Below are 25,475 nucleotides of genomic sequence, written 5' to 3'. Positions count from 1 at the left end.
CCGGTCAGCGCACCACATAAACCGAACAGGTCGAATGCCGGATCACCCGGGCCGCGTTCGGGCCCAGCAGGTAGTCCTTGAAATCGGGCTTGTGGGCGCCGATCACGATCAGATCGGTGCCCGCCTTCTTGGCCATTTTCAGGATCGCCTCATAGGCGGTTCCGGTGGCGACCACATGGCGGACCGAGGCATTGCGGTCATCGCCCAGCACCTTCACGCAAAGGTCGCGCAACTGCCGGTTGGCCTCTTTCACCACCCGGTCGTGGTGGTGGGTCTCGAAGAACGAGGCCACCAGCGATTGCCCCCAGTCGGGCACGACCGTGATCACGTCGAGCTGCGCCCCGTCCAGATCGGCCAGCTTGGCCGCCTGCCGGATGACCGGCGCGTCGATTTCGCCATTGCTGATATCGACCGCGCAAAGAACGGAGTTTGTCATGCTGGTTCTCCCTGTTTGCCGGCGCGGGCTTTCTGAAGGAAGGCGACCAGTCCCAGCAGGATCAGCGCCGGGATGAACACCAGTTCCTTCGGCAGCTGGCTGGCCGGTGCCTTGACCGATACGACCCTGACCGGGTCGTCGCCGTAGAAATCGAAGCTTTCGAGCTTGTCCGCCACCGGGGTGCCGAACATGGGTTCATCCAGTTTCATCACCCCGTCCTCCTCCAGCGGCATCAGCCCCAGCGCGTCGAGCCGTTCCTGGCCGGTCGCTTCGGGTCCGACATTCAGCACCAGCGTGGTGTCCTTGAGTTCACCGGTGTCGAAATCGGGGCCGGCGACGACCATCCGCAGCTCGCCGCCTTCGGGCGCGGTTTCCAGCGCCTGGACGAGTTCGGTGGGCTCGACCGCGGCATAGGGCGGCATGATCCGGTTCATGAAGAAATCGGGCCGGAACAGCGCAAAGGCGATCAGGATCAGCGCTACGCTTTCATAGATGCGCGACCGGGTGACGAACCACCCCATGGTTCCTGCGGTAAAGACGAGGATCGCGATCGAGGCGGTCACCGCCACCAGTATCCCCTGCATCCAGCCGACATCGATCAGCAGCAGATCGGTGTTGAAGATGAACACGAACGGCAGCGCCACGGTGCGCAGGGAATAGAAGAAGGCGGTAAAGCCGGTGCGGATCGCATCCCCGCCCGACACGGCGGCGGCGGCGAAACTGGCCAGCCCGACCGGCGGGGTCACGTCCGCCATGATGCCGAAGTAGAACACGAACAGGTGCACCGCGATCAGCGGCACGATCAGCCCCGACTGTGCCCCCAGTTCGACCACGACGCCGGCCATCAGCGACGACACGACGATGTAGTTTGCGGTGGTCGGCAGCCCCATGCCCAGCACGAGGCTGAGAAGCCCGACCATGATCAGCATCAGGATCAGGTTGCCACCCGACAGGAACTCGACCAGGTCGGCCATCACCTGCCCCACCCCGGTCAGCGTCACCGTGCCGACGATGACACCGGCGGTGGCGGTGGCCAGCGCGATGCCGATCATGTTTCGGGCGCCGTCGATCAGCCCCTGCCACAGGTCGGCCACGCCACCCATGAAGGCGTTGGCGGTGTCGTTTTCACCGCGAAAGATGGATTTCAGCGGCTTCTGCGTGAGCAGGATCACGAACAAGAGCGCGGTGGCCCAGAATGCCGACAGGCCGGGCGATTTCTGTTCGATCATCAGGAAATAGACCAGCACGATGATCGGCAGCAGGTAATACAGCCCCGCGCGGTAGATCTCGGACACCACCGGCAGTTCGACATGCTCGGCATTGGGGTCGTCGGGCTCCAGGTCGGGCGTGCCGGAGGCGAGCCAGAGCAGGACCAGGTAGACCAGCACGACGAGCGCCGACAGCGCCAGCCCCGAGGCATCCGGCATCAGCGCGATCACCCAGCGGACCGGGTATTGCACCCCGTAGCAGAGCGCCGCGAACCCGGCAAAGAAGATCGCCATGCCGCCGATGGTCCGGCCCAGCGACACCACGCGGTCGCCCAGCGTCGGCATGTTCCGCTTCACCGCTTCCAGATGCACGATATAGACCAGCGCCACATAGGAAATCGCCGCGGGCAGGAAGGCGTGGGTGATCACCTCGACATAGGAGATGCCCACATATTCCACCATCAGGAACGCCGCCGCCCCCATGACCGGGGGCATGATCTGACCGTTCACCGAACTGGCCACCTCGACCGAACCGGCCTGTTCGGAGGTGAAACCGACCCGTTTCATCAGCGGAATGGTGAAGGTGCCGGTGGTGACCACGTTGGCGATGGACGACCCCGAGATCAGCCCGGTGGCCGCGGAGCCCACCACGGCGGCCTTGGCCGGCCCGCCGCGCAGATGCCCCAGCGCCCCGAACGCCATCTTGATGAAGTAGTTTCCGGCTCCGGCCTTGTCGAGCAGCGCCCCGAACAGCACGAAGAGGAACACGAACTTGGTGGAGACGCCGAGCGCGATGCCGAAGACCCCCTCGGAGGTGATCCACATGTGGCTCATTGCCTTTTTCAGCGTCGCGCCCTTCCAGCGGATCACGTCGGGCACCCAGTCGGAGGCGCCGAAGAACACATAGGCCAGGAAGATCGTCGCGATGATCGCCATGGCGGGTCCGAGCGCACGCCGGGCGGCTTCGAAGAGCAGGATCAGCCCGACCAGCGCGACCCATTTGTCGGTGTCGTCGGCGAGCCCGCCGGACGCGACGATCTTGGTATAGAAGATATAGCCGTAAAGCGCGATGATCGCCCCGACAACGGCAAGGATCCAGTCCTGGAACGGGATCCGGTCGCGCGGGCTGCTCCGCAGCGCGGGATAGGCCATGAAGGCCAGGAAGATGGCAAAGGCCAGGTGAATCTGGCGCGCGTTGTTGATGACGCCGCCGGGCAGGACCATGTTCGAAACCGGTGAGGCCAGCACCACCTGGAACAGCGACCACACCACCGCGACGATGGCCAGGAACAGGCCGATGCCGCCGGCGGGATCGCGGGCGCCCGCATCGGAGGCGGCGACGAGTTCCTGTAGTTCTTCTTCGCTGAGCGGACGCCCGCCCTGTTGCTGGTCCGATGCCATCGTCATTCTCCCTGTTCCGCCGTCATTCGGCTGTTTTATCTGTCGGACGGGAAAACGGGGCGCTCGATGGCGCCCCGTTCATGGGTGGTCGATTATTCGAGCCAGCCCTGTTCCTTGTAGTATTTCTCAGCTCCCGGATGCAGCGGGGCCGACAGGCCGTCCTTGATCATCTCCTCGGGCTTGAGATGGGCAAAGGCGGGGTGCAGCTTCTTGAACGCGTCGAAATTGTCGAACACGGCCGACACCACGGTATAGACCGCATCGTCGGACACCTGGTCCGAGGTCACCAGCGTCGCGCCGACACCGAAGGTCGTCGTGTCGCCATCGGTGCCGCGATACATGCCGCCCGGAATCGTCGCGCTGCGGTAATAGGGGTTGTCGGCGATCAGCTTGTCGATCTCGGGGCCTTCGACATTGACCAGCACGCTGTCACAGGCGGTGGTTGCTTCCTGGATCGTGCCCGACGGGTGTCCGACGGTAAAGACGATCGCGTCCACCTGGTTGTCGCACAGGGCCGCCGACTGCTCGGCGGGCTTGAGTTCGGCCGCCAGCGCGAAATCGTCGGTCGTCCAGCCCTTTTCGTTCATCACGATCTCGAAGGTACCGCGCGCGCCCGAACCGGGATTGCCCAGGTTGACGCGCTTGCCCTTGAGATCGTCGAAGGTCTTGATGCCGCTGTCGGCCCGCGCCACCACGGTGAACGGTTCGGGATGCAGCGAGAACACCGCGCGCAGACCTTCGAACGGGCCGTCCGCCTCGAAATTGTCCGAGGAGCCGTTGAAGGCGTGGAACTGCCAGTCCGACTGGGCGACGCCGAATTCCAGCTCACCTTCGCGGATGGTCTTGATGTTGTAGACCGACCCGCCGGTCGATTCGACCGAACAGCGCACGCCATGTTCCTTGCGGCCCTTGTTCACCAGCCGGCAGATCGCGCCGCCGGTGGGATAATAGACGCCGGTGACGCCGCCGGTGCCGATGGTGATGAATTCCTCGGCCCAGGCCGCCGGCGCCATGAAGGCCGCCGTGACCAGCGCGCCGAGGCCCGCCTTGGCAAAATGTTTCATTTCAGAGTCTCCCCAGTTGCGTTTGCATCACGTTCGAAAGGGACGATTGACCAGCCTCGGTTTCCTGCCCGGCGGCGCGGTTTGGTCAACCGAAAACCGATGGGCTTGAAAAAGCGCGGAAAATCGTCCCCTATCAAGGTAACTCAGGGTTCCACCGGCATTTTCACTTGTCAACCCTGACGGTATGCCGTTGCGTTGCCGAAACGCTGCTTTCGTCGGATATGAACCATGAGCCATATTTTTCCCCGCCACACCCTGATCCAGCCCCCCCGCATCGCCGGCGGCGACGGGGTGTATCTGATCGACGCCGATGGCAAACGGTATCTCGACGGGTCGGGCGGCGCTGCGGTGTCCTGCCTGGGGCATTCGGACCGCAAGGTGCTCGATGCGATCAAGGCCCAGCTCGACCGGATCGCCTTTGCCCATACCGGTTTTTTCACCTCCGATCCGGCCGAGGAACTGGCCGACCGCCTGATCGCGCTGGCGCCCGAGGGGCTGGAGCGGGTCTATCTGGTGTCCGGCGGCTCCGAGGCGGTGGAGGCGGCGCTGAAACTGGCGCGGCAGTATTTCATCGAGACCGGCCAGCCGCAGCGCCGGCACGTCATCGCCCGCCAGCAGAGCTATCATGGCAACACGCTGGGGGCGCTGGCCACCGGCGGCAACCGATGGCGGCGCGCGCCCTTTGCGCCGCTGCTGATGGAAACCCACCATGTTTCGCCCTGCTACGCCTATCGCGGCCAGCAACCGGGCGAGACCGCCGACGCCTATGGCCTGCGTCTGGCGCGGGAATTCGAGAGCAAGCTGGAAGAGCTTGGCCCCGACACGGTGATGGCCTTTGTCGCCGAACCGGTTGTCGGCGCGACCCTTGGCGCGGTGCCCGCCGTGCCGGGCTATTTCAAGGCGATCCGCGAGGTGTGCGACCGCCATGGCGTGCTGCTGATCCTCGACGAGGTCATGTGCGGCATGGGCCGCACCGGGACGCTGTTTGCCTGCGAACAGGACGGCGTGCGCCCGGATATCTGCGCCATCGCCAAGGGGCTGGGGGCCGGATACCAGCCGATCGGCGCGATGCTGTGTTCCGGGACGATCTATGAGGCGATCGCGGCGGGCAGCGGTTTCTTCCAGCACGGGCATACCTATATGGGCCACCCCACCGCCTGCGCCGCCGCGCTGGCCGTGCTGGGCCGGCTGACCGACGACGGAATCGCCGCCGATGTTGCCCCGCGCGGCGACCGGCTGCGGGCGGCGCTCGAGGACCGGTTCGGCCAGCACCCGCATGTGGGCGACATCCGCGGGCGCGGGCTGTTTCTGGGGCTCGAACTGGTGGCCGATCGCGAAAACCGGACCCCGTTCGATCCCGCCCGCAAGGTAAACGCGCGGGTCAAGCGCGCGGCCTTCGAGGCCGGGCTGGTCTGCTATCCGATGGGCGGCACCATCGACGGCCAGCGCGGCGATCACGTCCTGCTGGCGCCGCCTTTCATCCTCGATGAGGACCAAACCGGCGAACTGGTCGACAAGCTCGGGGTGGCGATCCGCGAGGCCACCGGGGCCTGATCTGCGCCACCTGCCGCACGAGGGTCAGGAAATCCCGCATTTGCCTGACCCGCCGCAAGCCCGTAGAGTAAAGGCATTGTAGAAGATTGATGTGATCTCGGCAGTCCGATTCCATCCCACCGGCACATTGCGCCGGGGCGGCGGGGGCATGAAGCCCGTCGTGAGGCTGCCGCAGAGACAAGGACATGACGCGATGCCGTATCGACGCGCCGACCGGATGTACCCCCTGCCCCGTCACGGGCGGCACAGGATCGCGGCGCTGGGCGTTTCGGCAATGCTGGCCGCGGCCCCCGCACCGATGGCCGCCTCTCCCGAGCCACCCTTTGACGCCACCGCCGACACCGTGTTCGACATCATCGCGACCGGCGACGCGTCGGCGTTTCTCTGTCTCGAGGACCGTGGCCGCGAGGTCAGGCAGATGTGGGACAAACGCATCGACGGCGAACGCGACCTAAACGCGTTCCTGTTCGTCGCGCATTTCAGCGACAGCGCCCCCATCGACATCGTGCTGAACCCCGAGTTCGGCGATACCGGCAGCGCGCGCGCCGAGGCGGAACGCTATGCTAGGCCGCTGGGTCAGCTCCCGGCGCTGCTGCGGTCGGGCCTGCGCCAGTTCGGCATCCACAAGGGCGACAAAGGTTACCATGGCGGACCGGGCAAGGTGTTCGTCTATTCGGGCAAGACCGACCTGCGCCTGTCGCAGGACCATCTCGAGGAATCGCTGTTCCACGAGGCGGTGCATGCCTCGCTCGACCGCGACCATGCGCGGTCGGATGACTGGCGGGCGGCGCAGGCGGCGGATGATGCCTTTGTCACCCGCTATGCGCAGGAACACCCCGAAGGCGAGGACCTGGCCGAAACGGCGCTGTTTGCCTATGGCCTGATCTACCGCCCCGGCCGCATCCCCCCCGCCGACGCTGCCGCGATCCGCGCCCGGGTTCCGGCCCGGCTGGCGGTGCTGGCGACCATCCTGTCGCTTCCGCCGCCGGCCCATGACGGCACGCCCGCCTGCCCATGAGAGAATTCCAACCCATTTTTTCAACGATACGACCAAGGAGATTGAGATGACACGCACCGTTCGCACGATCGAGACCGAAGGCGGCAATGACGAGCTGCGCCGCGACGATTATTTTCCGACGCTCGTCTTTTCGTCCAAGCTGCATGACGCGGAAACGATGAACCGGGAAATCCTCGATGCGATCCTCGAAGAACGCAAGAAGGACACCAAGGGCATCGAACGGTCGAACTTCCGCAGCCTCGGCGGCTGGCACAGCCATAACCACCTGCAAAAAGACCCCAAGTTCAAGCGCTTGACCGACAGGCTTCACATGATGCTGGCGGGCGTGTCCGACAATCTGGGCTATGACAAGTCGCGCGAACTGAAGATCACCACCATGTGGTCGATCACCAACCCGCCGCTCAGTTCGAACCGCGCCCATGTTCACCCCGGCGCGCTGTGGAGCGGGGTCTATTATGTGCAGGCGCCCGAGGGCGCGGGCCAGATCGAGTTCACCGATCCGCGCACGGTCACGATCATGAATTCGGCCAGTTTCATCCCGAAACAGCGCCGCCAGGTGGAATGCTGGACCAAGGTGAAGGTCAAGCCGGTGGCCGGGAAAATGCTGTTCTTTCCCTCATGGCTCTATCACAGCGTCGAACCCAACCTGGCGCAGGGCGACGGGCTCGAAAGCGAACGCATCATCATCAGCTTCAACATCAACCAGGTGAAGAAACCCAAATAGGCGCGGCGGGCGGCTGGCCGGTCAGGGGCAGACGTTCAGCGCGGGCGAAACATCATTGCCCGCCTTCGGCACCACGATCGGCCGACCGTCATGGCGCAGCACGTCGAATGCGGCATCGTAGAGCCGTTCCAGCAGCGGCCGGTTCAGGATCCGGTCGGTTTCACCTTTGGCAAACACCCGTCCGGCTTTCATGGCGACGACCTGCGATGCCAGCCCGGCGGCGTGGTTGAGATCGTGCAGCACGACGACCACCGTCTTGCCCAGGGCCTGCGACATGTGATCGACCGCGCCCATGACCACCTGCACCTGGGCCGGGTCGAGATTGTTCATGGGTTCGTCCAGCAGGACCACCTCGGTGTCCTGGCACAGGACCATCGCGATCAGGACCCGCTGTTTCTGCCCACCCGACAGCGTGTCGAAATAGCGCCCGGCAAATTCGGTCAGCGACAGCCGTTCCAGCGCGGTGTCGACATGGGTGCGGTCCCGCGCCGTCACCCGGCCCCGGTGGTGCGGAAACCGGCCGAACCCGACCAGTTCGCGCACGGTCATGCGGCTGGGTTGCCCCTGTTCCTGCCGCAGGATCGCCAGCCGGCGGGCCAGGTCGCCGGTGGGCACCTGGTGCACGTCGGTGCCGTCCAGCGTCACGTTGCCGGTATCGGGCCGCAACAGCCGCGCCATCTGCGCCAGCAGCGTGGATTTTCCCGCGCCGTTCGGTCCGATCAGCGCGGTGATGCGGCCCGGCACGATATCGACCGTGACCTCGCTCAGGATCGGGGTGCCGCCGACGGCATAGGACAGGTTGCGCACTGAGATCACGACCGGCTCCTTCGGAAGATCAGGGTCAGGAAAACGAGCCCGCCGAAAAACTCGATGGCGATGCTCAGCGTGCTCTGCAGCGACAGCACCCGTTCGAACACGGTCTGCCCCAGAACCAGCAGCAGAACCGCGACCATGACCGCGCCGGGGATCAGGACCGCGTTGCGGTGGGTGGGCAGCGCGACCCGCGCCAGGCTGACGACCAGCAGACCGACAAAGACCATCGGCCCGGCGAGCGCGGTGGACACCGAAACCAGCGCCGCCACCACCAGCAGCGCGCGCCGGACCATCCGGTCATACTCGACGCCGAGGCCGATTGCCGTCTCGCGGCCAAGCTCCATCGCGTCCAGCACCCGGTGCCAGCGCCAGATCGCCGCCGCCGAGATCGCGACGGTGACGGCGGCGATCAGCAGCCCGTCCTGTTCGATACGGTTGAACCGCGCAAAACTGGTGGCCTGGATCACGGCAAAGGCGTTGGGGTCGATCATGCGCTGCAGGAACGCCGTCAGGCTGCGCAGGCCGATCCCCAGCACGACGCCCGACAGCACCAGCCGGTTCAGATCGCGCTGTCCGCCGCGCAGCATCACCCCGAAGAGCAGCAGTGCCGCCGCCATCATGATCGCGGCCTGCGCGAGAAAGAACAGGCCGGGATCCAGCGCCGCGTAGGCGGTGGCGCCCAGGGCCCAGACCAGGGTCGTCCGGATCAGCAGGAACAGCGCGTCGAACCCCATGATCGACGGCGTCAGGATGCGGTTGCCGGTGACGGTCTGGAACAGCAGCGTGGACAAGGCCACGGCGATGGCCACGGTCACCAGCGCGGCCAGCTTGCCGGTCCGGAACCCGATCACAAAGCCGAGGTCGCCGCCGCGCGCGCCCCATGTCAGGTAGAGCACGCAGGCCGCCGCCATGAGAGCACCGAGGATCGCCAGTCGCCTAGCGGGCATCGGACCGCCGCGCGTTCAGGAGCCACAGAAAGGTCACGGCGCCGACGATGCCCATCACCGTGCCGACCGGCACCTCATGCGGATGGCGCACGATCCGTCCCAGGATGTCGCAGCCCAGCACCAGCCCGGCCCCGGTCAGCGCCACCAGCGGCAGCGACCGGCGCAGGTTGTCGCCGCATATCCGGCTGACGATATTGGGCACGACCAGCCCCACGAAAGGAACCAGACCCACCGTCACCACCGTCACCGCCGTCACCACCGATACCGCCAGCAGCCCCAGCGCCATGACCTGCCGGTAGCCCAGCCCGAGGTTGATCGCCGTGTCCCGGCCCAGCCCGACGATGGTCAGCTGATCGGCCGCCGCATAGGTCAGCGCGGCCGCCCCGGCGGCCACCCACAGCATCTCGTAGCGGCCGCGCACGACAGCCGAGAATTCACCGTTGGTCCAGATATCGACATATTGCAGCAGGTCCGCTTCGTAGGCGGTGAACGACACCGCCGCGCCGATCACGCCGCCATAGACCAGCCCGGTCAGCGGCACGAGCAGCGGTTGGTGAACCGGCAGGCGCGACACCAGCGCGAGAAACCCGGCAGTGCCCGCCAGCGCGGCCAGGATCGCCGCCATCATCTTGGCCGGCAGGCCCCATCCGGGGGCGAGCAGCGTGACGAGGACGATCCCCAGCGCCGCGCTTTGCGCGGTGCCGGCGGTTGCCGGTTCGACGAACCGGTTGCGGCTGAGGATCTGCATGATCAGTCCGGCCGCCGCCAGCGCGGCACCGGTCAGGATCGCCGCGATCGTGCGCGGCAGGCGGCCCGCCACGATCAGCAGGCGGGCCTGGGGGTCATGCAGCAGGTCGGCCAGTGCGATGGTATCGGCGCCGATCATCAGCGACGCCAGCGCCAGAACCGGCACCCCGAGCGCAAGCAGCGGAATTGTCGGGTTGCGCCTCATTCAAACGCGTCGATGATCTGCCCGAGCACGCGCATGGTCGCCTGGTGGCCGCCCGCGGCGATATACATCGCGGCCGGGTCGAGATAGACCACCTGCCCCGCGCTCCAGGCCCGGGTGCCGCGCACCAGATCGTTGTCCAGCACGTCCCGCGCCCCCTGCCCGGTCTGGCCGATGGCCGCCGTCCGGTCGAGAACGATCAGCCAGTCCGGATCGGCACGGGCGATGTATTCAAACGAGATCGCTTCGCCATGGGAAGCGTCGGCAATGTCCGTCACGGCCGGGTCCAGCCCCAGTTCGCCATGCAGCCAGCCAAAGCGCGATCCGGGGCCGAAGGTCGAGATTTTCGGCCCGTTGGTCATCACGATCAGGGCGCTGCCCGCGCCGGTCACCGCCGCGCGTGCCGCGTCGATCCTCGCGGCCAGGGTGTCCTTCAGGCTTGCCGCCTCGGGCGCGCGGTCGAACAACTCCGCGTATCGGTCAAACGAGGCCAGCACCTGCGCCAGATGCGCGTCGGGGGCAAAGGATGCGTCCATGACCGGGCCGATCCGGGTGAGATCCCCGGCAAGCCCTGTGCTGCGCTGCCCCACGATGATCAGGTCCGGGCCATAGGCGTGCAGCGCCTCGTAGTCGGGTTCGAACAGCGTGCCGACCATCTCGGCGGACGCGCGGGACGGCTCGAGGTAATCGACATAGACCTGCCGCACGGTCGCGCCCACCGGCACCCCCAGCGCCTGCAACGTGTCCAGCGCGGGAATGTCATAGACCGCCACCCGGTCCGGCGGGGCTTGCACGGTTGCCTCACCCGCTGCCGAATGCACGGTGACCTGCGCGGCCGAGACCGGCACCGCGGCAGCCAGCGCGGCGGCGAGAAGAGCGGCAAATTTCATGTCCTGTCCTTTCCGGGGCGCGGAATCGCGTTGCGATCCCGATACGCCATCTTTATTCTGAGTAAAACCATAGGATTTTCAGACCATGCTCACGAACACAGCCATCATGCCCACCGCACATGCCCGCAAATACCTGCAGCAGATGTGCAAACATTTCGCCCACAAGATCGAGGTCGCGTATTCCGAAACCGATGCCAGCTGCGCGTTTCCGTTTGGAAAGGCTCAGATGTTTGCCGATGACGCCGCGTTGCGGTTCGAGGTTGCCGCCGAGGACGCGGAAAACCTGGACCGGGCGCGGCAGGTGATCGAAAGCCACATCCTGCGCTTTGCCTTTCGCGAAAAGATCGAGGCGCTGGACTGGCAGGGCTGACCGGCAGGGCTGGCTGGCCGGGATGACTGGCAACGGAACGGGCGGCGGGCTGGGCGTTCATTCTAGCGCCCGAAATTGATCGGCAGCGAAAAGCCGTAGACCGGCTTTGTCAGCTGTTTGGGCGCCGCCGGGAACCGCCCGGCGCGCTTGACCGCCGCCACGGCGGCGGCATCGAGCGCGGGCTGCCCCGAGGACCGGCGCACGGATACAGATTGCAGCTGGCCGCTGCGCGCCACCGAGATCTTCAGCACAACCCGGCCCTTGGCGCGCCCGCCGGGATGGCGTTTGCGCCGTTCGACCTGCGACCGGATCCGGGCGCCCCATGTGGCAACCAGGCTCGCCTCCTTGCCGGGCGACAGTGTTTTCGTGGCGGCCTTGCCGCTGTTTCCGGCCTGTGCCGACCCGCCCGACCCCGCCGCCTTCTGAGCCGCCGATCCCGCCGAGGCACGCTGAGCGCGCTCGGCGGGTTTTGCCTTCTTCTTGGGCTTCTGCTCGGGCTTCTTGACGGGTGTGCGCTCGGGACGTGTCCGGGGGCGCTGATCGGCAGTCACCTGCGGCGGGTCGGGTTCGACCTCTGGCGGTGGCGGTGGCGCGGTATCGATTTCCGGCTTGTCCGGTGTCTCGGGGCGCGGCTCGATCATGGCCGCCAGCCTGAGCCGGGAATTCGGCGCCTCGTCCAGCCGCACCGAGGACATCGGCAGCAGCGGCCGTTCAATCTCGGGCAGGGTCTGGACCGGATCGACAACCGGTTGCGCGGGCGGCGGGCGCATCCATGTCTCGACCATGGTTTCGATCTGCGGTGTCGCGCCCACCAGCGTCAGCAACGCGTCCCCGCCCGCGCCTCCGGCCTCGGCGCCCTGTTCGGGGTAATCCGCCATCAGCACCACATGCAGCCCGATCGCGAGCGCACCGAACACACCGAATTCGACCGTTTTTCTCATTCCGGGCTCACCACGAGTTCGACCCGCGCCGCCCCCAGCGCGGTCAGCCGGCGCAGCATCTCCGCGAGCCGGGCCGCCTCGAGTTTGCGATCGACGACCAGCAGGAGCGGGTCGGCCTCCGGGCCGCGCCCGGCGAGCGCGGCATAGACCGCATCGCCGCTGGTTTCGCCCAGATGCGGGACCCCGTCGGCATTCACGAACAGCTTGTCCTCGCCGGGCGCTTCGGGTTCGCCGCCCGATTGCGACCTGGGCGCGGTCACCTCGACCGGGTCCGGCGGCGCGATCTGCGAGGTCATCAGGAAGAAGATCAGCAGCAGGAACACCACGTTGATCATCGGCACGATGCTTTCCTGTCCCGGCCGTCTGGAGGGTGCGTCGATCTGCATCGGCTCACTCCACCAGAACGATCGACCGGAACCCGGCGGCCGTCAGGATGTCGGCGACGGAAACGATCCGCTGCACGTCGGCCCCGTCGCGCCCGCGCAGGATCAACACGTCGGACGGTGTCGTCATCAGCGGCGCCAGTGCATCCGGCAGCGCCGCCTCCGCGATTTCGCTGCCGTTGAGACGCAGCCCCTGCGGCGCGATGTCGATCAGCCGGGGCGGGCCGTCATAGGTGCCGCCGCCCCCGGCCAGCGGCAGCGGCAGCACCTGATCCATCCCGAAACGCGACGCGAGCATGAAAAACACGAGCAGAAGGAACACCACGTCGATCATCGGCGTCAGGCTGGGCCGGCGGGATTTGCGGGGCTGCGCAAGCGAGATCATCGGTCACTCGGCGGCCAGAGGCGCGGCGGGATCGGCCCCGTAATCAGCCCCGTCGTCATCGGGCGTGGTTCGGGTGTCCGACACGAAAATCCGCGTCACCGCATCCTCGATATCCCGGCGCATGCGGTCGATCACCGATTCGAACCAGGTCAGCCCCGCGCTGGCCGGGATCGCCACCGCCATGCCCGCCGCCGTTGTCAGCAGCGCCTCCCAGATACCGCCGGCCAGCATCGAGGGATCGGCGCGGCTGCCGCTTTCCTGCAGCGCCTGGAAGGCGGCGATCATGCCCAGCACGGTGCCCAGCAGGCCCAGCAGCGGCGCGATCGTGGCGATCAGTTCGAGCGCCCGCAGGCCGGTCGCGGCCTCGGCCAGTTCATGCCTCGCGACACGGGCGGTTTCCTCGCGGGCCAGTTCGGCGGGCTTGTCGGCGCGTGCGGCAATCGCGGCGCGCACCACGCGGGACCGCACGCCCCGGCGCCCCTCGACGATATCAGCCGCCGCTGCGGGTTGCCCTGCCGCGTAGATATCGACGGCCTTGCGCGCGCGCCCCTTGGACCAGGCCCCGACCAGCGCCAGGCGCCAGATCTTCCACAGGATGATGGCGACGGTGATCACCGAAAGGGCCGCGATCGCCCAGATGGTCGGGCCGCCATCGCGGAGGAACCGCCCCGATTTGTCGGCGGCGCTCTGCGCCCAGTCGGCCTCGTCATGGAAGCGCTCGGGCAGGCGGTCACGAACCATGTCGAAATAGGGCTCTGTCAAGGAAATCTCGGGCGGCGGCGCCTCCCCGGCGCCCGCATCAACGGGGTCGGCGCCTGCCCCGGCCGGGGTGGCGTCAGGCGCGGCATCGGGTGCGGGCGTGTCACTCAAACCGGCGCCGCCTGCGGTTTCGGTATCAGGCAGCGCGGGCGCCGCCGGGGCCTGCGCGTCGAGCGACGGCACGGCGGATTGCTGCGCCGGCGCGGGTGCCGGGATCACCGCCAGCAGCGCGGCGGCACTCCAGCCGATCAGAACGTGGCGGAACGTGGTTGGCGTCGTCATGTCTGGCTCCGACTGTTGGTGTCATGCGGCCCGGCGCGGGACCGGGCCGCACGAAGGATCAGAAGAGGAAGGTCGCGCTCAGCACGAAGGTCCGGCCCGGTTCGTTGAGCGGAACGATCAGATCGTTCTGCCCAGCCCCGTTCGCGGTCCGCTTCTGGTAGGTCTGGTCGAACAGGTTGCGGATCTCGCCCCGGATCGACAGGTTGCTGACCGATTTCGGCTCGTAGACGGCAAACAGGTTGACCGCCTCATAGCCCGGCAGTTCGTACATCTTTGTGCCGCGCCCGCCGATGAGTCCGACGGTATCGTCGTTCTCCAGCGCGATCTCGGCGGTGCCGCCCACGCGCCATTCGTCGCTGAGCTGATGCACGGCCTGCAGCCCGAACAGATGCCCGACCGGGGTGCTGAGATAGTCGTTGGTGGTGCCCGGCGTGCTGCCGTCCTGGGTCACATCGGCATAGGTATAGTTCAGCCGGATCGCCCCCCGGCCGTAGGTATAGCCGATGGTGGCATCGACGCCCCGGGATTCGATATCCACCGCCATGCTGCGGTCAGAGCTGTTCAGCACCTGCGCGCCGTCGATCTCGGTATAGAACAGCGCCGCGCCGACATCGAAGCCGCCCGAGACATAGCTCATGCCCACGCGGGCGTTGTTCGACCGCGAGGTTTCCATGCCGCCATAGGTCCAGGTGGTGCCATGGGCATTGATCACGGCCGCCTCACCCAGCGCATAGCCGCCGAACACGCTGGACAGACCCGCCGTCAGCGTCAGCCCGCTGGCCAGCGCGTAATCCAGCGACACATTTCCGCTGAGCCCGCCCGCGTCGAATTTCGATCCGTCCGAGCCGGTGAACCACTGGTAGTCGTAGCGCCCGCCGTAAGAGAGCGTCAGCGCGTCGGTCAGCGACTGGTCGGCCTGGGCAAACAGGCCGATATTGCGCAGCTTCTCGGCGTGCTGGTTGCCGAAATCGCCGCCTTCGGCCTTGTCGTCAAAGAAATCGATCCCGGCGACCAGGGCGCCGTTGCCCAGCAGGAACCGGTTCTGGAACTTGCCGTTGAACGTGGTCATCGTGCCCGAGCGTTCGAAGTTCTCGAACCCCTGTTCACCCCAGGCCAGCGTGACTTCGGGGGTCAGCCAGCCTTCGGGGCTTTCATCCACATAGGACAGCACATAGCCGGTCCGGTCGATCTTGACCGTGTCCAGCACCGTGGGCGTTCCGACGATACCGCCGAAATTGGGGCGGTACTGGCGCAGGCCTTCGTCAACCGTGTAATCGGCCGAAAACTCGAACCGTTTGCCGGTGGCCGTGGTATAGGCGGCCTTGGCGACATAGGAATCGAGCGCCGCCGCGCTGCCCTGCACGACACTGCCGTCGCCGTCCTCGTAATCATCGCCCTGGGCGCCCGAATAGCTCAGCAGGTATTCGAACCCGCCGCTGCGCCCGTAGAAGGTGCTGCTGCCATAGAAGGTGTCGCCATTGTCGGCATAGTTCAGGCGGAACCGCGCCCCGAAATCCTGGCCGGTGGCCAGCAGGTCGCGCGCATCCAGCGTCTCGTAGCGGATCGCCCCGGCCAGCGCCTGCGGCCCCGCATCGGCGGTTGCGACACCCGGCGTCACCGTGACCGAGCGCAGCAGGAACGGATCGATCAGCACGTTGCCGGCATGGTGGAACGCGCCCTTGTTCGTCCGGGCGCCGTCAATGGTGACGTTCAGCTGGGATTCCTCGATCCCGTGCACGAACACCTTCTGCGCCGATGGCAGCGCATTGGAGCCCGTGACAGCGGTCTGGCCGTCGAACACCTGACCCAGCGTGGCCGGTTGCAGTTCTTCGAGCTGCCGTTCGCCGATCTCCACATCGCCGGGTTTATCTTTTTCAGCTTCGACGTTGATCGGGTCCAGAACCGATTCGTCGTCGGCCAGTGCCGGATATGCCGCGATCGCGGCGACGGATGCCAACAGGTATCCCGTTGCAGTTTTCCTCATGTGCCCCTCGGAAATTATCGTTCATGTCAGTCCGGTCCGAGTTGGCTGAAGCACTGGCTGGCTCTTGTCCGTCGGGGGGCTGATATTAATCCAAAGAAATTTTGTCAACTAATCGGCCGCGGCGCTGCTGCGACCATTCGGCGGTCGCCGCAGGCCTCACCGGGGCGGTTCTCCGACAAAGAACAGCGCGCGCCGTTCGGGCACGCGCTGTCGGGATCTTGCCGGTGCGGCCGGACAGATCAGAACCGCGTGGTCAGGAACACGCTCAGATACCGGCCCGGCCCTTCGATCTGGTCGATCGGCCGATAGGATTTGTCGAACAGGTTGCCCAGTTCGAATGTCAGGCCGGCATAGTCGGTCAGATCCACGCTGCCGCGCAGGTTCAGCGTGCCCCAGCCGCCGGTCTCTTCGACCACGACCCCGGCATCGTTGCGCTCGGTCGCCCGGCTCTCCGAGCGCACGAACAGATCCCAGGTGCCGCCGACGCCACCGGCGGTCCAGTCGGCGCGCAGCCCCGCGACCCCGGTCCAGTCCGGCGTGCCGCTGTCGCGGGTCGTGAACCCGTTGGCATAGGTGAATTCACGGTTCACATTGGCCACCGACAGGTAGGGCCGGATGCCGTTCTGCCAGCCGGGATCGAACTCGGCGGCCAGTTCCATCCCCCAGCTGTCGACGCTGTTGACGTTCTGGTAGATGGATTGCCGCGGAATGCCAGTGCCGATGGCGGTGATGTAATCCTTGGACCGGGTGTAGAACAGCGCCGCATCGAGAACGATGCTGCCGCGGTCGATCCGCGCGCCCAGTTCGTAATTGGTCGCCGTTTCCGGTTTCAGGTTCGGGTTGCCGATCAGGGTGCCGCCCCCGCCGGTCGAGGTCAGGAAAAGCTGGCTGAGCGACGGATAGGTATAGCCCTGCGAGATATTCGCGCGCAGCACGGCGTCGTCGGTCAGACGATAGACCAGCCCGGCCGAGCCCAGCCAGCGGTCGTCGCTGTTGCTCTGCCCCGGCTGGGCGACCCCGTTCTGGCTGTAGCTGCCGAGATTGCTGGAAACGTTGTAATAGCGGACACCCACGGTCCCGGTCAGCCGCCCGAAGGTTGCCTCGTGCTGGGCAAAGAGGCTGCTGGTCTCGATCGAAGCGTCCGCAAAGCTCGTCGACACCGACTGCGGACCAAAGGCGGGCATCATCGAAGTGGTCGTGTTCTTGCGGGTCTGCAGGTTGTCGTCTTCGTATTCCAGACCCACGACCGTGCGGTGACCGGCGGCAAACTCCAGGTTGGCCACCGCCTTGATCCCGCGCGTCGTCTGTTCGTCATCCGACATGGACAGCACGTTCATGCTGAACGGCCCGGCAGGAAAGGTGATGTCGTTGCGGAATTGTCGGTCGATGGTCTGGGTATAGGCGTCGAGCTTGAGCAGCGACATCCACGGCGTCAGGTTCTCGCCTTCGTAGAACAGGCTGTATTTGCGCAGATCGCGTTTCGGCAGCGAGATATCAAAGGCCGGGTCGCCGGTATAGACATCGGCGGAGAGATCGTAGTCCTGCGCCCGCGCGCCGATATAGTGGTTGCCGAAGCGGTAGCCGAGAAAGGCATTGATGTCCCGGTCCTCGCTGCCCGAGGGCACCAGCGGCCCGTTCGGGGTTTCCCGGTCGCCGAGATCCGATTGCGAATAGGACAGGCGGTAATCGAAGTTCTCGACCGTCCCGGCGATGCTGGCAGAGGCGCGATAGCCGTCATTGGCGCCCAGGTATCCGGCGCTGGCGGTGACCTCGACCGGCGTGTCGGCGCCGCGCTTGGTGATGATGTTCACCACCCCGCCGATGGCCCGGTTCCCCGATACCACCGAAGACGGGCCGCGCACGACCTCGATCCGCTCGATCTCGGTGGGGGAAATCAGGATCGGGGTGCCATAGGTGGTGTGATCCGATATGCGCTGACCGTCGATCATGATGGCGACACGCTGCGAGCTTTCGCCCCGGATGCGCAGCCGTTCGATGCCGGATTCTGTCACGCGCACGCCGGGCACATCGCGCAGCAGCTGCGCCACCGAACTGGGCGGAACGCGGCTGATTTCCTCGTTGTTGACCACGGTCACCGATGACGGGCTGTTCAGCACCTCGGTCGGCAGGCCCGAGCCGGTCACGTTGATCTCGTTCAGCGGAACGATCGAGGTATCGCTGGCCTGCGCGGCCAGCGGCGACGCGCCCAGCACGGCTTGCAGCAGGGCGGCCGATGCCGGCGCCAGAAGTGTTGATCGGGAATTCATCTTTTTTCCTGTCCGAGTTGGGGCGTCCTGGCCCTGTCGTGGTGGCGTCCCTCGCCCGTTGGCGGTGAACCTGTTCGGAACCTGGCGGAAAGCTGGGTGTATTGGCTGGGATCCCGGCGGCGGCGATGCGACCGGAATCGTGGCAGGCCGTCCCTATTGCAAATCTGACTTGTTTACTAGGAATATTGCGCGGCTCTGCGTCCGGTTGCCCGAAACCGTGCAGAAACGACACGGTTTTGGTCGTCGAAATCATCGTCTCAGCAAGACAAGCGGCACCCGGTAATTCTGCCCCCGCCGCAAAGAAATCTTGTAGCTGAGTATTTTTGTCGGTAATTCCGATTCGGAAATCAGGCCACAGGAACCGCGTCGCGCCGTCAGGGTGCGCCCAACCGTTCCGCCCTCAAGCTGAAGGAGAATCCCTTGCCCATCAAGGATATACCGTCCCCCGCTGACATCCGCGCCGCCCGTGTTGCCGATCCCGATCTGCGCGAACGCGACCTGGCCGACAGGATCGGCATCACCGAAGCCCAGCTCCTGGCCGCCCATATCGGGCATGGCGTGACCCCGATCTCGGCCGATCCCGACCGGGTGATGCCCGCGATCAACCGCCTTGGCGAAGTGATGGCGCTGACGCGCAACGACAGCTGCGTGATCGAAAAGATCGGCGTCTATGACGATTACCGGGGCGGCCCCCATGCCGCGCTGATCGTGAACGGTGAAATTGACCTGCGGCTGTTTCCGCGCCATTTCGCCTATGGCTTTGCCGTGGAAAAACCGCTCAAGGATGGTGGGGTCCGCCAGTCGCTGCAGTTCTTCGACGCGGCCGGAGACGCGGTTCACAAAGTGTTCCTGCGCGACAGTTCGGTGGTCGAGGAATGGGATGGCCTGATCGAGGAACTGGCCGTCTGCGACCGCGCCGAAACGCTGTCCGTGTCCGACCGGCGGCCGGTCGAGCCGGCCAGAGCCGACCCGGACAAGGCGGACCGCCTGCGCGCCGAATGGGACAACATCACCGATACGCACCAGTTCCTCCAGATGGTGCGCAAGCTCAAGATGAACCGGCTGGGGGCCTACCGGATCGCGGGCGCGCCCTATGTCCGGCCGCTGGCGACGACCTCTGTCGCCACCCTGCTGGAACGGGCGGCGGCAACCGCGCTGCCGATCATGGCGTTCGTGGGCAACATGGGATGTATCGAGATCCACACCGGTCCGATCTCGACGCTCAAGCCGATGGGGCCATGGCTCAACGTGCTGGATCCGGGGTTCAACCTCCACCTGCGCGCGGATCACATCGCCGAGGTCTGGCAGGTGACCAAGGCGACCCGGCGCGGCGATGCGATATCGGTCGAGGCATTTGACAAGGACGGCATGCTGATCGTGCAGCTCTTTGGCGTCTTGGCCGATCAGGACGCGGCGGCGCGCTGGAACGAAACCGTGTTCGCGCTCGACGGGCTGGCGCAGGAGGAAACCGTATGATCCGCCGCCACGGCCTGGCCCGGATCACCGCCGCGGCGGTTGCCGCGCTGATGGCGGCGGCCCCCCTGCCCGCCGATCCCGCGCAGCGGATCGTGTCGGTCGGCGGTTCGGTCACCGAAATCGTCTATGCGCTGGGACAGCAGGACCGGCTCGTGGCGCGCGACACGACATCCAACCACCCGCCCGAGGCGCTGGCCCTGCCCGATATCGGCTATGTCCGCCGCCTGTCCGCCGAAGGCGTGCTGTCGGTCAATCCCGATCTCATTCTGGCCGAGGACGGCGCCGGACCGCCCGAAGTGCTCGAATTGCTGAACGAGACCCAGATACCGGTTGCGACCGTCCCCATGGGCTTTGACCGCGCCGCGGTGCTGGCCAAGATCACCGCCGTGGCCGATGCGCTCGGCGTGCCCGAGGACGGCGCGAAACTGGCCGGCGAGGTCGCCGCCGCGATCGACACCGCCGTGGCCGAAACCGATCTGGGCGGCAAGAAGGTGCTGTTCGTGCTGGCCCTTCAGGGCGGGCGCGTCCTGGCCGGTGGCGAAAACACCGCGGCGGATGGCATCCTGACCCTGACCGGTGCCGAGAACGCGGTCGACGGTTTCGCGGGCTACAAGCTGCTGACCGACGAAGCGATCCTGACCGCCGCGCCCGACGTGATCCTGATGATGGATGCCAGTGGCACGCGCCATATCTCCGACAAGGATCTGTTCGCCATTCCCGCCATCGCCGCGACACCGGCGGCGCGATCCGGCGCGATCCTGCGCATGGACGGGATGCTGTTGCTGGGGTTCTCGGTGCGCACCGGGCAGGCGATCACCGAACTGTCCGAGAAACTGGACCGGATCGGAAGCTGACCGGTGGCCGATCTCGCCGCATCCGACTGCCCCGCCGTTCCGGGCGACCGCAGCCACCGGGCACGGGTGCTGATGGCGGGCCTGCTGGTGTCGTTGCTGGCGGTGGCGCTGCTGGGGCTGTCGGTCGGGGCGACCGGAACCTCGCTGCAGGATGCGCTGCTGACGATTGCGGCCGGCAACGAGGTGGCCATGCGCGACCGCGTGGTCCTGTGGGACATCCGCCTGCCCCGCGTTCTGCTGGGCATCCTCGTCGGCGCGGCGCTCGCCGTGTCGGGGGCGGTGTTGCAGGGGCTGTTCCGCAATCCGCTGGCCGATCCCGGCATCGTCGGGGTCAGCGCGGGCGCCAGCCTGGGCGCGGTCAGTGCCATCGTGCTGGGCGGCGCCCTGCCCGTCGCGGCGCTGCTGGGGGTGTGGCTGGTGCCGGCGGCGGCCTTTGCCGGCGCCTGGGGCGCCACGCTGCTGCTGTTCCGCATCGCGACGCGGCAGGGGCGCACCTCGGTCGCCACGATGCTGCTGGCGGGCATCGCGCTGACGGCACTGGCGATGGCGCTGACCGGACTGCTGGTCTACATGGCCGACGATGCGCAACTGCGCGATTTCACCTTCTGGAACCTCGGATCGCTCGCCGGGGCCACCTGGGGCAGGCTTTCGCTTGCCGCGCCGATGATCCTGCTGCCGCTTCTGGCCGCGCCGCTGCTGGGGCACGGGCTGAACGGCCTGTCGCTCGGAGAGGCCGCGGCGGGGCATATGGGCATCCCGGTGCAACGGCTGAAACAGGCCGCCGTGCTGGTCGTCGCCGCCGCCACCGGCGCCGCCGTGGCCGTCAGCGGCGGGATCGGGTTCATCGGCATCGTGGTGCCGCACCTGATCCGGCTGATCTCGGGTCCGGACCACCGGATGCTGCTGCCCAACGCGGCGCTTCTCGGTGCGGTTCTGCTGCTGCTGGCGGACCTGTTCAGCCGCACCGTCATTGCCCCCGCCGAACTGCCGATCGGGATCGTCACCGCCGTCATCGGCGGGCCGTTCTTCCTGTTCATCCTGCTGCGCCAGCGCGGCATCGTGGATCTGTGACCAGATGCTGAGCGCCAACGCCATCGCCTATCACAACCGTGGCAAGACCGTGTTGCAGGGCGTGGATTTCACCGCCCGGCCCGGCGAGGTCACCGCCGTAGTCGGCCCGTCGGGGGCAGGCAAGACGACATTGCTGAAGATGCTGTCGGGCGACCTCAGCGGCACCGGGCGGATCACGCTCAATGGCCGGGACATCGCCACCACGCCGCTTTCGGATCTGGCCCGGATGCGGGCGGTGCTGCCGCAGGCGACCCCGCTGGCCTTTCCCTTTACGGTGATCGAAGTCGTCCGCCTCGGCGCGGCGCAGGCGACCGACGCCAACCGGATCGCGCGCCTTGCCCTGCGCCATGTCGGCCTGGCCGGGTTCGAGGCCCGCTATTACCAGGAATTGTCGGGCGGCGAACAGCAGCGTGTTCAACTGGCCCGCGTGCTGTCGCAGGTCTGGGATCCGGTCGGCAACGGCACTCCGCGCTGGTTGTTGCTGGACGAACCGGTGTCGAGCCTCGACATCGGGCACCAGTTGCAGGTGATGGAAATCCTGCGCGATTTCGCCCGCCGTGGCGGCGGCGTGGTCGCCGTCATGCACGACCTGAACCTCACGGCGATGGTCGCCGACAGCGTTGCGTTGTTCCGCGGCGGACGGCTGGTGTTGCAGGCCCCGCCCGCCGAGGTCTTTACCGACGACCGGCTCAGCCATGCCTACGGGTGCGAATTGCGGGTCAGCCGCGCGCCGCGGGATTGCGCCTATGTCCTGCCGCAGGTTGCGACCGCCGCAATTGCCTGAGGGCGGGGGTCCGGTTCAGTCGCGCAGCACCGCCATCGCGTCGGCGGACCAGCCCGCCCAGATCTGCCCGTCCCCCAGCGCATGACCCAGCGCGGTGTCCACATAGGCCCGCAGCGGGGTTTCGTCACCGCCATCGACGCGGACGCCGACCTCGGTCCGGCTGCCCTTGAACACTTTCGAGACGATCCGCACCGGGACCACGTTGGGCAGGTCCGGCCTGGTTTCGGACAGCATCAGCTTCTCCAGTCTGACCGATGCGGCGACGGTCCCGCCCTCGACCGGGGCACCGTCGCGCGGCGCGCAGCCGATCAGCCGCTGGCCGTTCCAGTCCAGCGCCACCTCGTCACCGCGCACGGAAGCGACCCGGCCTACGATCAGGTTGGTTTCGCCGATGAAATCGGCCACGAACCGCGATGCCGGATGGAAATAGAGATCCTCGGGCGTGCCCACCTGCTCCACCCGGCCCTTGCTCATCACCACGATCCGGTCGGACATAGTCAGCGCCTCGTCCTGGTCGTGGGTGACAAAGAAGAAGGTCTTCGAGGTGCGGCGCTGTATAGATTTCAGTTCGGCCTGCACCTGGCCGCGCAGCTTGGCATCGAGCGCGCCCAGCGGTTCGTCGAGCAGCAGCAGATCGGGATCCGGGGCCAGCGCCCGCGCCAGCGCCACCCGCTGCCGCTGCCCGCCGGAGAGCTGGTCGGGCAGCCGGTCGGCCAGCGGTGCAAGTTCCAGGAACCCCATCAGGTCGTCCGACCGCGCGGCGATCTGCGGCCGCGTCAGGCCCTTGAGTTCCAGACCGAAGGCGATGTTGCGGCGCACGGTCATGTGCGGAAACAGCGCGTAATCCTGAAACACCATGTTGACCCGGCGCCTGTTCGGCGGCTCGGCGGTCACGTCGCGGCCGTTCAGGATCACCCGGCCGGTGGTCGGCGTTTCGAACCCGCCCAGGATACGCAGCGTCGTCGACTTGCCGCAGCCCGACGGACCCAGGAAGGTGACGAATTCGCCCGCCCGGATCGACATGTCCAGCCTGTGCAGGGCAACCGTGTCGCCGAACCGTTTGGACACGCCGTCGATCTTCACGATCTCGTCGGTCATTGCGTCGCTCATCTGCGTCATGTCCTTCATTGTCATGAGCCCTTGTTCAACCTGCGCATCGACCGTTCGGCCCATATGCCCAGCACGGCGGTGATCAGCAGCACCACGCTCGAGATCGCGTTGATCTCGGGCGACATGCCCGACCGCAGCTTGGCAAAGATCAGCACCGGCAGCGTCGGTTCATACCCGCCGAGAAAGAACGACCGGACGAAATCGTCGAAGCTGATCAGCAGGCAGAATACCCCTGCCCCGATCATGGCCGGCCGCAGATAGGGGATGGTCACGCGGAAGAAGGCGACGACCGGGTCCGCGCCGAGGTCGCGCGCGGCGTCGATATGGCTCTGCGGCAGGGTGCCGAGCCGGGCCGACACCACCAGCATCACGAACGGCACGTTATGCACGGCATGGGCCCAGATGATGGCGCCCATGCCCGGCTCGACGCCCCAGAGCTGCGCATAGATACGGAACGCGATCGCCGAGATGATGCCCGGGATCAGCGCCGGCAGGATTGCCAGCCCGAAGATCAGCCCCCGCCCCGGAAAGCTGCGCCCCACCAGCAGCACCGCGATCCAGGTGCCCACGAAGAGCGAGATCGCGGTCGACCCGAAGGCGATGGCCAGCGAATAGAAGAACGCGTTGATGGTCTCGGCATCCCTGAACACCGACAGATACCAGTCCAGCGTCCAGGACTTGATCGGAAAGCCGATGAACTTCGAATCCTTGAACCCCATCATCACCATGAGGATCAGCGGCACGAAGACATAGACGACGAACGCCCAGTAGATGAGCGACAGGATCAGGCGGCTGCTGCGGCTCATTTTCGCCCCCATTTCTGCAGATGTCCCATCACCCGGTTGAACACCGCGGTAATCGCCAGCGCCGCGACGAACATCAGGCAGGCAAAGGCCGCGCCGGTCGGCCATTCATCGCCCGCCGCGTGAAAGAACCCGGCGATGGTTTCCGCGAACACGGTCGAGCTGGGCCCGCCCAGCAGCACCGGCACCGCGTAGACCCCGGTCGAGATCAGGAACACCAGCGTGCAGCCCGAGGTGATGCCTTCCAGCGTCAGCGGCAGGGTGACCCGCCGGAACCGCGTCCAGGCGCCCGCGCCCAGATCCGCCGCCGCCTCGGTATAGCTGGCCGGCAGTTTTTCCAGCGCCGAATAGAGCGGCAACAGCATGTAGAGCGCGGTCAGGTAGATGATCCCGACCGACACCGAGAACCCGGTATACATGAACGGCACCGGGCGATCGATCAGCCCCAGCGTCTTCAGCACCAGGTTGATCGCGCCGTTGTTGCCCAGCAGGATCATGATCGCAAAGGTGCGCACGATCTCGCCGACCCAGAACGGGATCAGCAGTAGCAGCAGGAACACCAGCTGGTTGTCCCGTTTCACATGGCGGGCCAGGAAATAGGCGACCGGATAGGTCAGCACCAGGGTCACCAGGGTCAGCACCGCCGAGAACACCAGCGTTCGCATGAACGGCATCACGAAAATCGCTTCGCGAAAGAAGCGGCCGTAATTGTCCAGCGTCAGGTGCGGTTCGCGCCCCGCCGTCGCCGGATAGGCGTCGAGCACGCTGACATAGAGCATTTGCAGCATCGGCCCCAGATGCAGCAGCAGCACCCAGACCAGCGGCAGCATCAGCAGCATGACGAACTGGCGGCGCGGGGACGCGATCAGCACATCGACCATCGTATCATAGGCCGGCGACGCGGTCACCGCGCCCCAGAAGCTGCGGCGCCCGCCATCCGCGACGGTGGCCGCCGCGACCTTGCCGGTCCCTGTCCCCATGGTGCCAGACATCCAGAATTCT

24 protein-coding genes are annotated in these 25,475 nt (G+C 66.5%); 8 read left to right on the top strand and 16 right to left on the bottom strand.

The features are described 5' to 3' along the window. Window positions 1–4: 4 nt before the first annotated feature. The 3 genes from C6Y53_RS18265 to C6Y53_RS18255 form a co-directional block, all read right to left on the bottom strand. Window positions 5–436 (bottom strand): universal stress protein, encoded by a 432-nt coding sequence (locus tag C6Y53_RS18265; protein ID WP_106473725.1) that lies wholly within the window; start codon window positions 434–436, stop codon window positions 5–7. Further along, a complete protein-coding gene (locus C6Y53_RS18260; RefSeq protein ID WP_106474195.1) occupies window positions 433–3,045 on the bottom strand; it encodes a TRAP transporter permease in 2,613 nt (870 codons plus the stop codon). The genes C6Y53_RS18265 and C6Y53_RS18260 overlap by 4 nt, the downstream gene beginning before the upstream one ends. 92 nt (window positions 3,046–3,137) lie before the next feature. Next, entirely contained in the window at window positions 3,138–4,109 is a 972-nt protein-coding gene (locus C6Y53_RS18255; RefSeq protein WP_106473724.1) for a TAXI family TRAP transporter solute-binding subunit, read from the bottom strand. 228 nt (window positions 4,110–4,337) lie between these two features. On the opposite strand from C6Y53_RS18255, the gene C6Y53_RS18250 reads away from it, so the two are divergent. The 3 genes from C6Y53_RS18250 to C6Y53_RS18240 all read left to right on the top strand — a co-directional run bounded on the left by C6Y53_RS18250 (window position 4,338) and on the right by C6Y53_RS18240 (window position 7,405). Then, window positions 4,338–5,663, top strand: coding sequence for an aspartate aminotransferase family protein (locus C6Y53_RS18250; protein WP_106473723.1), 1,326 nt, complete (start codon window positions 4,338–4,340; stop codon window positions 5,661–5,663). A 193-nt stretch (window positions 5,664–5,856) separates the two neighbouring features. Beyond that, complete coding sequence (locus C6Y53_RS18245; protein WP_149615558.1) at window positions 5,857–6,681, top strand: hypothetical protein; 825 nt, start codon at window positions 5,857–5,859, stop codon at window positions 6,679–6,681. 46 nt (window positions 6,682–6,727) lie between these two features. Then, window positions 6,728–7,405, top strand: coding sequence for a TIGR02466 family protein (locus tag C6Y53_RS18240; protein WP_106473721.1), 678 nt, complete (start codon window positions 6,728–6,730; stop codon window positions 7,403–7,405). Between the two features lie 21 nt (window positions 7,406–7,426). Here the strand turns inward: C6Y53_RS18240 and C6Y53_RS18235 are convergent, their stop codons facing one another. Genes C6Y53_RS18235 through C6Y53_RS18220 form a run of 4 tightly spaced genes read right to left on the bottom strand, consistent with a single transcriptional unit; the run spans window position 7,427 to window position 11,004 of the window. After that, window positions 7,427–8,221, bottom strand: coding sequence for an iron ABC transporter ATP-binding protein (locus C6Y53_RS18235; RefSeq protein ID WP_106473720.1), 795 nt, complete (start codon window positions 8,219–8,221; stop codon window positions 7,427–7,429). After that, entirely contained in the window at window positions 8,218–9,165 is a 948-nt protein-coding gene (locus tag C6Y53_RS18230) for an iron chelate uptake ABC transporter family permease subunit (protein ID WP_106473719.1), read from the bottom strand. Before C6Y53_RS18230 ends, C6Y53_RS18235 begins: the two co-directional genes overlap by 4 nt. Continuing rightward, window positions 9,155–10,117 (bottom strand): ABC transporter permease, encoded by a 963-nt coding sequence (locus C6Y53_RS18225; protein ID WP_106473718.1) that lies wholly within the window; start codon window positions 10,115–10,117, stop codon window positions 9,155–9,157. Before C6Y53_RS18225 ends, C6Y53_RS18230 begins: the two co-directional genes overlap by 11 nt. Next, entirely contained in the window at window positions 10,114–11,004 is an 891-nt protein-coding gene (locus tag C6Y53_RS18220; RefSeq protein WP_106473717.1) for a siderophore ABC transporter substrate-binding protein, read from the bottom strand. The genes C6Y53_RS18225 and C6Y53_RS18220 overlap by 4 nt, the downstream gene beginning before the upstream one ends. 85 nt (window positions 11,005–11,089) lie before the next feature. Between C6Y53_RS18220 and C6Y53_RS18215 the strand changes: the two genes are divergently transcribed. Beyond that, a complete protein-coding gene (locus C6Y53_RS18215) occupies window positions 11,090–11,374 on the top strand; it encodes a DUF2218 domain-containing protein (protein ID WP_106473716.1) in 285 nt (94 codons plus the stop codon). 62 nt (window positions 11,375–11,436) lie between these two features. Here the strand turns inward: C6Y53_RS18215 and tolA are convergent, their stop codons facing one another. The 6 genes from tolA to C6Y53_RS18185 form a co-directional block, all read right to left on the bottom strand. After that, window positions 11,437–12,315, bottom strand: coding sequence for a cell envelope integrity protein TolA (gene tolA / locus C6Y53_RS18210; protein ID WP_106473715.1), 879 nt, complete (start codon window positions 12,313–12,315; stop codon window positions 11,437–11,439). Next, window positions 12,312–12,701: an ExbD/TolR family protein gene (locus C6Y53_RS18205; RefSeq protein ID WP_106473714.1), complete on the bottom strand. Its 390-nt coding sequence runs from the start codon at window positions 12,699–12,701 to the stop codon at window positions 12,312–12,314. The genes tolA and C6Y53_RS18205 overlap by 4 nt, the downstream gene beginning before the upstream one ends. Window positions 12,702–12,705: 4 nt before the next feature. Next, the gene (locus tag C6Y53_RS18200; protein WP_106473713.1) at window positions 12,706–13,083 is read right to left on the bottom strand and encodes an ExbD/TolR family protein; all 378 of its coding nucleotides are present in this window, start codon (window positions 13,081–13,083) and stop codon (window positions 12,706–12,708) included. Between the two features lie 3 nt (window positions 13,084–13,086). After that, window positions 13,087–14,124, bottom strand: a complete 1,038-nt coding sequence (locus C6Y53_RS18195; RefSeq protein ID WP_106473712.1) for a MotA/TolQ/ExbB proton channel family protein — start codon at window positions 14,122–14,124, stop codon at window positions 13,087–13,089. A 58-nt stretch (window positions 14,125–14,182) separates the two neighbouring features. After that, complete coding sequence (locus tag C6Y53_RS18190) at window positions 14,183–16,108, bottom strand: TonB-dependent receptor domain-containing protein (RefSeq protein ID WP_106473711.1); 1,926 nt, start codon at window positions 16,106–16,108, stop codon at window positions 14,183–14,185. Between the two features lie 239 nt (window positions 16,109–16,347). Beyond that, the gene (locus C6Y53_RS18185) at window positions 16,348–18,375 is read right to left on the bottom strand and encodes a TonB-dependent receptor (protein ID WP_106473710.1); all 2,028 of its coding nucleotides are present in this window, start codon (window positions 18,373–18,375) and stop codon (window positions 16,348–16,350) included. Window positions 18,376–18,795: 420 nt separating this feature from the next. On the opposite strand from C6Y53_RS18185, the gene C6Y53_RS18180 reads away from it, so the two are divergent. Genes C6Y53_RS18180 through C6Y53_RS18165 form a run of 4 tightly spaced genes read left to right on the top strand, consistent with a single transcriptional unit; the run spans window position 18,796 to window position 22,560 of the window. Beyond that, on the top strand, window positions 18,796–19,851 hold the full coding sequence (locus C6Y53_RS18180) for a hemin-degrading factor (RefSeq protein ID WP_106473709.1): 1,056 nt from the start codon (window positions 18,796–18,798) through the stop codon (window positions 19,849–19,851). Continuing rightward, window positions 19,848–20,705 (top strand): heme/hemin ABC transporter substrate-binding protein, encoded by an 858-nt coding sequence (locus C6Y53_RS18175; protein WP_106473708.1) that lies wholly within the window; start codon window positions 19,848–19,850, stop codon window positions 20,703–20,705. Before C6Y53_RS18180 ends, C6Y53_RS18175 begins: the two co-directional genes overlap by 4 nt. Window positions 20,706–20,708: 3 nt before the next feature. Further along, window positions 20,709–21,776 carry a FecCD family ABC transporter permease gene (locus C6Y53_RS18170; RefSeq protein ID WP_244614887.1) on the top strand — a complete coding sequence of 356 codons (1,068 nt, stop codon included), beginning with the start codon at window positions 20,709–20,711 and terminating at the stop codon, window positions 21,774–21,776. Window positions 21,777–21,780: 4 nt separating this feature from the next. Further along, entirely contained in the window at window positions 21,781–22,560 is a 780-nt protein-coding gene (locus tag C6Y53_RS18165) for a heme ABC transporter ATP-binding protein (protein WP_106473707.1), read from the top strand. A gap of 15 nt (window positions 22,561–22,575) precedes the next feature. Here C6Y53_RS18165 and C6Y53_RS18160 read toward each other — a convergent pair whose 3' ends face one another. From C6Y53_RS18160 to C6Y53_RS18150, 3 genes are read right to left on the bottom strand one after another with little or no spacing between them, the layout of a single operon-like run. Continuing rightward, the gene (locus C6Y53_RS18160) at window positions 22,576–23,670 is read right to left on the bottom strand and encodes an ABC transporter ATP-binding protein (protein ID WP_244614886.1); all 1,095 of its coding nucleotides are present in this window, start codon (window positions 23,668–23,670) and stop codon (window positions 22,576–22,578) included. Between the two features lie 20 nt (window positions 23,671–23,690). Beyond that, on the bottom strand, window positions 23,691–24,476 hold the full coding sequence (locus C6Y53_RS18155) for an ABC transporter permease (RefSeq protein ID WP_106474192.1): 786 nt from the start codon (window positions 24,474–24,476) through the stop codon (window positions 23,691–23,693). Further along, window positions 24,473–25,465, bottom strand: a complete 993-nt coding sequence (locus C6Y53_RS18150; RefSeq protein ID WP_244614885.1) for an ABC transporter permease — start codon at window positions 25,463–25,465, stop codon at window positions 24,473–24,475. Before C6Y53_RS18150 ends, C6Y53_RS18155 begins: the two co-directional genes overlap by 4 nt. Window positions 25,466–25,475: the final 10 nt, after the last annotated feature.

This window comes from Pukyongiella litopenaei (assembly GCF_003008555.2).
GTDB classification, from domain to species: Bacteria; Pseudomonadota; Alphaproteobacteria; order Rhodobacterales; family Rhodobacteraceae; genus Pukyongiella; species Pukyongiella litopenaei.
The sequence above is the reverse complement of the archived record's forward strand: the minus strand, read 5'-3'. Positions and strand labels throughout refer to the sequence as shown.